The 8,460-nt window shown below is 72.5% G+C and carries 7 protein-coding genes; 5 read left to right on the top strand and 2 right to left on the bottom strand.

Annotation, left to right across the window (positions count from 1 at the left end):
• A partial coding sequence (locus tag KUTG_RS26155) for a TM0106 family RecB-like putative nuclease (protein WP_052395424.1) occupies window positions 1-1,421 on the top strand: 1,421 nt, incomplete at its 5' end.
• Window positions 1,422-1,428: 7 nt separating this feature from the next.
• Here KUTG_RS26155 and KUTG_RS26150 read toward each other — a convergent pair.
• The gene (locus KUTG_RS26150) at window positions 1,429-2,187 is read right to left on the bottom strand and encodes an SDR family NAD(P)-dependent oxidoreductase (RefSeq protein WP_043720420.1); all 759 of its coding nucleotides are present in this window, start codon (window positions 2,185-2,187) and stop codon (window positions 1,429-1,431) included.
• 228 nt (window positions 2,188-2,415) lie between these two features.
• A complete protein-coding gene (locus KUTG_RS26145; RefSeq protein WP_043720418.1) occupies window positions 2,416-3,378 on the bottom strand; it encodes an aldo/keto reductase in 963 nt (320 codons plus the stop codon).
• A 133-nt stretch (window positions 3,379-3,511) separates the two neighbouring features.
• Here KUTG_RS26145 and KUTG_RS26140 point away from each other — a divergent pair, with 133 nt between their 5' ends.
• The 4 genes from KUTG_RS26140 (at window position 3,512) to KUTG_RS26125 (ending at window position 8,456) form a co-directional block, all read left to right on the top strand.
• Complete coding sequence (locus KUTG_RS26140) at window positions 3,512-4,825, top strand: UDP-glucose dehydrogenase family protein (protein WP_043720417.1); 1,314 nt, start codon at window positions 3,512-3,514, stop codon at window positions 4,823-4,825.
• A 7-nt stretch (window positions 4,826-4,832) separates the two neighbouring features.
• The gene (locus KUTG_RS26135) at window positions 4,833-6,629 is read left to right on the top strand and encodes a gamma-glutamyltransferase family protein (RefSeq protein WP_043720415.1); all 1,797 of its coding nucleotides are present in this window, start codon (window positions 4,833-4,835) and stop codon (window positions 6,627-6,629) included.
• 82 nt (window positions 6,630-6,711) lie between these two features.
• Entirely contained in the window at window positions 6,712-7,794 is a 1,083-nt protein-coding gene (locus KUTG_RS26130; protein WP_043720414.1) for a sensor histidine kinase, read from the top strand.
• A complete protein-coding gene (locus KUTG_RS26125; RefSeq protein WP_043720412.1) occupies window positions 7,791-8,456 on the top strand; it encodes a response regulator in 666 nt (221 codons plus the stop codon). The genes KUTG_RS26130 and KUTG_RS26125 overlap by 4 nt, the downstream gene beginning before the upstream one ends.
• Window positions 8,457-8,460 lie beyond the last annotated feature (4 nt).

Raw genomic sequence — 8,460 nt, 5'->3', positions numbered from 1 at the left:
AGACCTCCGACCGGGAGCGGGCTACGGTGGCCGCGCTCTCCGCCGGGGCTCCGTTCGTGTGGGCGCCGCAGCTGCCGCGGGACCCGTCCGGCGGCCGTCGCGGCGGCATCGACCTGCTGGTCCGCGTGAGCACGGGCTACGTCCCGGTGCTGGTCGTCCGGCACAAGGTCACCGACCCCGGCACGGGCGCCCGCACGTCGCCGCTGAGCGAGCCGACGCCGATGGGCATCCGCTCCGACCCGCTGCGCAAGGTCCGCCCCCAGCCGCGCGACCAGCTTCGGCTGGCCCACGCCCAGCGCATGCTCCAGGCCAGCGGCTTCGCCGCGAGCGGCCGGTCCTACGGCGGCGTGGTCGGTATGGACGCCGACGTCGTCCTCTGGCACGACCTGGACGCGCCGACCTGGCCCGGCGCCCGGACCGCGCTGTCCGAGTACGACATGCGCTTCGCCGACCGGCTGGCCGTGGCCAACACCGCGGCTACCGGCGGCGAGCCGCTGGCCCAGCCCTCCCGCATCGTCGAATGCCGCAGCTGCCCGTGGTGGCCGGTCTGCGACGTGGCGCTGAACGAGGCCCGTGACGTGAGCCTGGTCGTTCGCGGCGAGGACGCGTTCGCGCTGCGCAAGCTGGGCGTCTCCACCGTCGACGAGCTGGCGGCGATGGACCCGGCGACCAAGCTGGCGACCCCGTTGGTGGGCATGCCGCTGTCGGACGCCGTGATCCTGGCCCGCGCCTGGCTGCGGGACCTGACCGTGGTCCGCCGGGTGCGCAAGGTCCGCGTGCCGCGGGCCGATGTCGAGGTCGACATCGACATGGAGAGCTTCGGCGACGCCGGGGCGTACATGTGGGGCTGCCTGCTCACCGGCAAGGACATCGGCGAGCGGCAGGGCTACCGGCCGTTCGTCACCTGGGAGCCGCTCCCGGACGACGACGAGGCCCGGTCCTTCGGCGAGTTCTGGACGTGGCTGATGCTGGTCCGCACCAAGGCGCTGGCCCACGGCTTCACCTTCCGGGCCTACTGCTACAACGAGCTGGCCGAGAACCGCTGGCTGCTGTTCTCGGCCGAGCGCTTCGCCGGCAAGCCCGGTGTGCCCACCGTGGCCCAGGTCAACGCCTTCATCCGCGATCCCGCCTGGGTCGACGTCTTCGGCAGCGTCCGCGACCAGTTCCTGTGCGCCCACGGCAAGGGCCTGAAGATCATCGCCCCCGTCGCCGGCTTCCACTGGCGCGACCCCGAGGCCGGCGGCGAGAACTCCATGCGCTGGTACCGCGACGCCGTCGGCATGGACGGCGCCCCCGCCGAGGTCTCCCAGCGGCAGCGCCTCCTGGAGTACAACGAGGACGACGTCCACGCCACGCTGGCCCTGCGGGAGTGGATGAGCTCGCCGGCGATGGCCGAACTGCCCTTCGCCGGCGACCTCTGAGCGGGAGCTAGCGGGGGGCCATGCGCAGCGAGCCGTCCATGCGGATGACCTCGCCGTTGAGGTAGTCTTGCTCGACGATGGCCACCGCGAGCTGGGCGTACTCGTCGGGGCGGCCGAGGCGCTTGGGGAAGGGCACGCCGGCGGCGAGGCCCGCGCGGAACTCGTCGGAGACGCCGGCCAGCATGGGGGTGTCGATGATGCCGGGGGCGATGGTCATCACGCGGATGCCGGAGGAGGCCAGCTCGCGGGCGGCCGGCAGGGTCAGGCCGACGACGCCGCCCTTGGACGAGGAGTAGGCGGCCTGCCCGATCTGGCCGTCGAAGGCGGCCACGGAGGCGGTGTTGATCACGACGCCCCGCTGGTTGTCGGCCAGGGCGGGGGTCTTGGCGATGGCCTCGGCGGCCAGCCGCAGCACGTTGAACGTGCCGATCAGGTTGACCTCGATGACCTTCCGGTACGTGTCCAGGTCGTGCGGGCCGTTCTTGCCCACGATCCGGCCCGCGGTGCCCACGCCCGCGCAGTTGACGGTGATGCGCAGCGGCGCCCCGGCGGCGACCACGGTGTCCACCGCGGCCTGCACCTGCTCGGGGCTGGTGACGTCCGCCTCGACGTAGGTCACGCCGTCGACGGCCTCGGCGTTGGCGACGGCCTTGGGCAGGTCCAGGGCGAACACCCTGGCGCCACGGGCGGCCAGCGCCCGAGCGGTCGCCCCGCCCAGCCCGGAAGCCCCACCGGTCACGATCGCCGCGTTGTCAGAGATCTGCATTCGGCGAGGCTAACCTGCTGGATCGATCAGACGTCGTGTCGGTCGGCGGGCCCCTGCAACAGCCGCAGCATCGCCAACAGCGGCAGGGCCACCACCAGCGAGCCACCCACGAACAGTCCCGCGAACTGAAGAAGTTCCATGTCAAACAGGGTGCGCGACGACAGGCGGATCCCGCGTCGGCCGCAGGTGCCGTTCCGGCGTCCTACCGGGGGATGACGAGCATCACACTCAGCGACGACCCGGGGGACATATTTCGTCCAGCTGGTCCAGGTCGGAGGGGGTGAGCGTGAACTCGCCGGCGCGGGCGTTGGTCCGCACCTGCTCGGGGCTCGTCGCGCCGCAGATCACCGAGGCGACCGCCGGCTGCGCGGCCAGCCAGCCGATGGCCAGCCGCACCATCGGCGCGTCCCGCTCCTCGGCGAAGGCCCGCAGCTTCTCGATCCGGTCCCACGGCGCCTCGGCCAGCAGCCGTTCCCGACCGGACAGGCGGCTGCCGACCGGCGGCTCGCCGTCCTGCCGGTACTTGCCGGTGAGCAGGCCGTTGGCCAGCGGGAAGTACGGCAGCAGCCCGAGCCCGAACCGGCCGCAGGCCGGCACGACCTCGCGCTCGACCTCGCGCTCCAGCAGCGAGTAGTGGTTCTGCGCGGACACCGGGGCGGCGACGTGCTCGGTCTGCGCGGTCCATGAGGCGTCGGCGATCTGCCAGCCGGCGAGGTTGCAGTGGCCGACGTAGCGGATCTTGCCCTCGTGCACGAGGTCGTCCAGCACGGACAGCGTCTCGGCCAGCGGCGTGCGCGGATCCGGCCGGTGCAGCTGGTACAGGTCGATCCAGTCGGTGTTCAGCCGCCGCAGCGAGGACTCGACGGCCCGTCGCACGTAGCGGCGCGAACCGCGGGCACCGAAGTCGGGACCGTTGAGGCCCTGCATGTCCACGCCGAACTTGGTCGCGATGACGGCGTGCTCGCGGCGGCCGGAGAGCGCTTGCCCCAGCAGTTCCTCGCTGCGGCCGCGGGGCGCGCCGTAGACGTCGGCGACGTCGAAGAACGTGATCCCGTTGTCCAGCGCGGATTCCACCACGGCACGGGCGCCGGCCAGCGTCTCCGTGGATGTCCCTGGGCGGCCCAGGTTGTTGCAGCCGAGGCCGACCGCGCTGACGACAAGACCGGAATCACCCAGGCGACGTTGCTCCACGGGCGGTCACCCTAAACCTCGGGTAGCGCCACCGGGTGTTCACCACCTGTACGGCCTAAGCCAGCGGGCCCGTCAACTCGGCCTGCGAACGTCGGCTGCGGAGACTCCTGCGACCAGGTCGGGGTGGTGCGAGGTGTTCGCTCGTCGAATCGCGGTGATCGGGACCGGGTACGTCGGTCTCACCACGGGGGCCTGTCTGGCTTCGCTCGGGCACCACGTGGTGTGCGCGGACGTGGACGTGGCCAAGGTGCAGCGGCTGCGGGCCGGCAAGGTGACGATCCTCGAACCGGGGCTGGCGGAGCTGGTCGCGGAGGAGCAGGCCGGTGGGCGGCTGGAGTTCGTGGTGGGCGCGTCGGCCGCGGTCGGCGACGCCGAGGTGGTTTTCCTGTGCGTGCCGACGCCGATGGGCCAGGGCGGGGCCGCCGACCTCGCCGCCGTCGAGTCGGTGATCTCCGAGGTGCGGACCATGCTGCCGGTGGGCAGCATCGTGGTGAACAAGTCGACGGTGCCGGTGGGCACCGCGGCCCGGGTGTCCGGCCTGCTCAAGCGCAAGGACGTGCCAGTGGTGTCCAACCCGGAGTTCCTGCGTGAGGGCACGGCGGTGCACGACTTCCTCAACCCGGACCGCATCGTCGTCGGCTGCGACATCCAGGACGCGGCCGAGCGGGTCGCCGCCCTGTACGCGCGGCTGGGCGCGCCGACGGTGCTGACCGACGCGGCCAGCGCCGAGATGGTCAAGTACGCCGCCAACTGCTTCCTGGCCATGAAGCTCTCGTACGTCAACGCGATCGCCGAGCTGTGCGAACGGCTGGGCGCCGATGTCGCCGACGTGACCGAGGGCATGGGCTACGACCGCCGCATCGGCCAGTCCTTCCTGCAGCCGGGCCCGGGCTGGGGCGGCTCGTGCCTGCCCAAGGACACACAGGCGCTGCTCCAGGTCGCGGCGGCGGTCGGCTACGACTTCTCGCTGCTGCAGGCCACCATCGACACCAACACCCACCAGCGCCAGCTGATCGTGGCCAAGATCCGCGAGGCGGCCGGCGGACGGCTGCGCGGCCACCGGATCGGCCTGCTGGGCTTGGCTTTCAAGGCCGGCACCAACGATCTGCGGGACTCGCCGGCGCTGGCCGTGGCCGCCCTGCTGCGGGCCGAGGGCGCCGAGCTCACCGGCTACGACCCGGGCATCGACCACGAGGTCGACGGCATCCGGGTGGTGTCGGACGCGTACGAGGCGGCCAAGGACGCCGACACCGTGGTGGTGCTGACCGAATGGCCGGAGTTCCGTGGCCTGGACTGGTCCCGGATCGGCGATCTGGCCAGCGGCTCCGTCGTCGTCGACACGCGCAACCACCTGGACCCGGACGCGCTGCGGCGCTGCGGGCTGACCTGGTGGGGCGTCGGCCGTGGTCACCTGGACGTGGGAAATTCGCTGGCCGCCGTGATCTGATGGGGTCATGTTCACGACTCGCCCGGAGCTGACCGGCACGGTCGGCATGGTCGCCTCCACCCACTGGCTCGCCTCCACCGCCGGCATGGCGGTGCTGGAGTCCGGCGGCAACGCGTTCGACGCCGCGGTCGCCGCCGGCTTCGTGTTGCAGGTGGTGGAGCCGCATCTGGTCGGCCCGGGTGGCGACATGCCGGCGATCTTCGCGACGGCCGCGGACCCGGCGCCCCGGGTGTTGTGCGCGCAGGGCGTCGCCCCGCAGGGCGCGACGATCGAGCACTACCGGGACCAGGGCCTGGACCTGGTCCCCGGCAGCGGCCTGCTGGCGGCGGTCGTGCCGGGCTCCTGGGACGGCTGGCTGACGCTGCTGCGGGATCACGGCACCAAGTCGCTGCGGGACGTGCTGGACTACGCCATCGGCTACGCGCGCGGCGGATTCCCTTTGGTGGAGCGGATTCCGGCCACGATCGAGGGCGTGCGGCAGTTGTTCACGGAGCACTGGCCGTCCTCGGCCGAGCTGTGGATGCCCGGCGGCGAGGTGCCCAAGGCCGGCACGCTGTTCCGCAACCCGATGCTGGCCGACACCTGGGAGCGGCTGCTTCGTGAGGCGGAATCCGTTGGCGGAGACCGGGAAGCGCAGATCGAGGCGGCGCGGAGGGCCTGGTACCAGGGGTTCGTCGCCGCGGAGATCGAGGCGTTCAGCCGCAAGCCGCACCGTGACGACTCCGGCCGCGACCACGCCGGCGTGCTCACCGGGCAGGACATGGCCACCTGGTCGGCGACCTACGAGGACCCGGTGACCGTGCGGGTCGGGGACCGGACGCTGGCCAAGTGCGGGCCGTGGAGCCAGGGTCCGGCGCTGGCGCAGCAGGTGTTGATGCTGCACGAGCTGCGGGACCGGCTGGCCTACGTCGACGGTGTGCCGACCGCGGAGACCGTGCACCTGGCCATCGAGGCGGCCAAGTTGGCCTTCGCCGACCGGGAGGCCTGGTATGGCGACAGCGCCGACGTGCCGATGGACGACCTGCTGTCCGCCGAGTACACCGCCTCCCGCGTGGCGCTGATCGACGACCGCGCGTCGCTGGAGCTGCGGCCGGGCTCGCCGGGCGGGCGTGCACCGCGGCTGCCGGAGTTCATCGCCTCGGGCCGGGGCATCGGCGGCGGTGACTCGCCCATGAACGCGGCGGTCGGCGAGCCGACGGTGACCCCCGAGGGCCAGATGCGCGGCGACACCGTGCACATCGACGTGGTGGACCGCTGGGGCAACGTCATCTCGGTGACGCCGTCCGGCGGCTGGCTCCAGTCCTCGCCGACGATCCCGTCGCTCGGCTTCGCGCTCGGCAGCCGGGCCCAGATGTTCTGGCTGGAGGAGGGCCTGCCGGCCTCGCTCGTGCCCGGTCGTCGCCCGCGCACGACGCTGAGCCCCTCGCTGGCCCTGCGCGACGGCGCGCCGCTGGCCTTCGGCACGCCCGGCGGCGACCAGCAGGACCAGTGGCAGCTGTGCTTCTGGCTGGCCCACACCGTGGGCGGGCTGAACCTCCAGGCCTCGATCGACGCGCCGATGTGGCACTCGGCCGCGTTCCCGCTCTCGTTCTATCCGCGCAGCTGGCAGCCCGGCGAGCTGGTGGCGGAGTCGCGACTCGGCGCTGAGGCCTTCGAGCAGCTTCGGGCCCATGGGCACCGCGTCGTGGACGCCGGCGAGTGGGCGCTGGGGCGGCTGTCCGCGGTGTCCCGCGACCCGGCGACCGGGCTCCTGCACGGCGCGGCCAACGCCCGTGGCATGCAGGGCTACGCCGTCGGGCGCTGATCAAGGTTCCACGTGGAACGTAGATCGCATTGCCGCTTCGTGACGTACGCGCGGCGGCGGGCGATGTCGTAGCGTCGGCGGCGTGCCACACGGTCGGGCGAGGAAGGCCGCGCTGCTTCCCATACCGCTCGCGATCGGCTGCCTGCTGATCGCCGGCTTCACGTCGCGCTGGCACGAGCAGACCGTGCACTTCACGGTGCTCGGCGTGGCCTGGATGCTGTCCGGCGCGGTGCCGCTGTTCTGGCGCGACCGCTGGCCGTACACGGTGTACGCGCTCTCGACCGTGCTGGCGTTCAGCTACCTCTACTCCGACAACCAGGGCGCGCCGACGCCGATCTTCCCGGCGTTGGCCCTGTACGCGCTGGCCAAGCGGGTGGGGCCGGTCCGGTCCAGCATCGCCGGGCTGGTGTTGCTCATCGGCTTCGGGGCGGCGCAGCTCGCCACCGGCGGGGACGCCACGGACGTGCGGTACGTGGGCTTCGTGCCCGTGGCGATCTCCATCGGCACCGCGGCTCGCAACGTGCGGGCCAGCCGGCGGTCGCAGCACGAGGTGTTCGAGGAGCGGGCCCGCCGGATCGCCGAGGAGGAGCGGCTGCGCATCGCCCGCGAGGTGCACGACGTTGTCGCGCACAGCCTGGCCATGATCAACGTGCAGGCCGGGGTGGGCGCGCATGTCGCCGACCGGCGACCCGAGGAGGCCAAACAGGCGCTGCTGGCGATCAAGGAGGCGTCGCGGGCGGCGCTCGTCGACCTGCGGGCCACCCTCGGCGTGCTGCGTTCGGGCGAGGACCGCGCGCCGGCGCCGAGCCTGGCCCGTATCGACGAACTGCTCGGTTCGGCCCGGGGCGCGGGGCTGTCGGTCGAGGTCAGCGGCGATCCCGGGGAGCTGCCGGCCCCCGTCGACTCGACGGCGTACCGGATCGTGCAGGAGGCGCTCACCAACACCGTCCGGCACGCGGTGGAGGCGCGTAGCGTCAGCGTGCGGTTCTCCCGCGACGACGGAAGTCTGGTCGTCGAGGTGCAGGACGACGGTCGTCCGGTGGAAACCGAACCCGGCAACGGTGTTCGCGGCATGCGGGAACGGGCGCTGGCGCTCGGCGGCACGCTGCTGGCGCGGTCGCGGGACGAGGGGGGATTCGTGGTTCGGGCGGAGCTGCCGCTATGACGGTCCGGGTGGTGCTGGCCGACGACCAGGCGCTGGTGCGGGCCGGTTTCCGGCTGCTGCTGGAGACCGAGGACGGGTTCGAGGTGTGCGGCGAGGCCGGCGACGGCGCGCGGGCCGTCGAGCTGGCTCGGGTGCACCGGCCGGACGTGGTCGTGATGGACATCCGGATGCCCGGCGTCGACGGTCTCGTGGCGACCCGGCAGATCACCGCGGACCCTTCGCTGGCCGGCGTGAAGGTGTTGGTGCTGACCACTTTCGACGTCGACGAGTACGTGTTCGAGGCCCTGCGCTCCGGGGCGTCGGGCTTCCTGCTGAAGGACACCGAGCCGGTGGATCTGTTGCACGCCATCAGGGTCATCGCCGCCGGCGAGGCGCTGCTCGCGCCGACCGTGACCCGCCGGCTGATCTCCGAGTTCGCCAACCGGCCCGAGCACCGCCGCCCCGACCCGTCGGCCCTGCGTGAGCTGACCGACCGCGAGCGTGAGGTGTTGGCGCTGGTTGCGGGCGGGTTGTCCAACGAGGAGATCGCCGAGCACCTGGTGATCAGCCCGGCGACCTCGCGTACGCACGTCAGCCGGGTGATGACCAAACTCGGCGCGCGGGACCGGGCGCAGCTGGTCGTCCTGGCGTACGAGTCGAAGCTCGTGCGACCACGCGAGTAGTACG

This window comes from Kutzneria sp. 744 (assembly GCF_000568255.1).
Taxonomy (GTDB): domain Bacteria; phylum Actinomycetota; class Actinomycetes; order Mycobacteriales; family Pseudonocardiaceae; genus Kutzneria.
This window is presented reverse-complemented; position numbering and strand designations above follow the sequence as displayed.

What these genes read in the sequence shown, in the direction of transcription:
- KUTG_RS26135 (WP_043720415.1), top strand. Translation starts at nt 4,833, where the DNA reads ATGTTCACGACTCGCCCGGAGCTGACCGGCACGGTCGGCATGGTCGCC.
- KUTG_RS26125 (WP_043720412.1), top strand. Translation starts at nt 7,791, where the DNA reads ATGACGGTCCGGGTGGTGCTGGCCGACGACCAGGCGCTGGTGCGGGCC.
- KUTG_RS26150 (WP_043720420.1), bottom strand. Translation starts at nt 2,187, where the DNA reads ATGCAGATCTCTGACAACGCGGCGATCGTGACCGGTGGGGCTTCCGGG.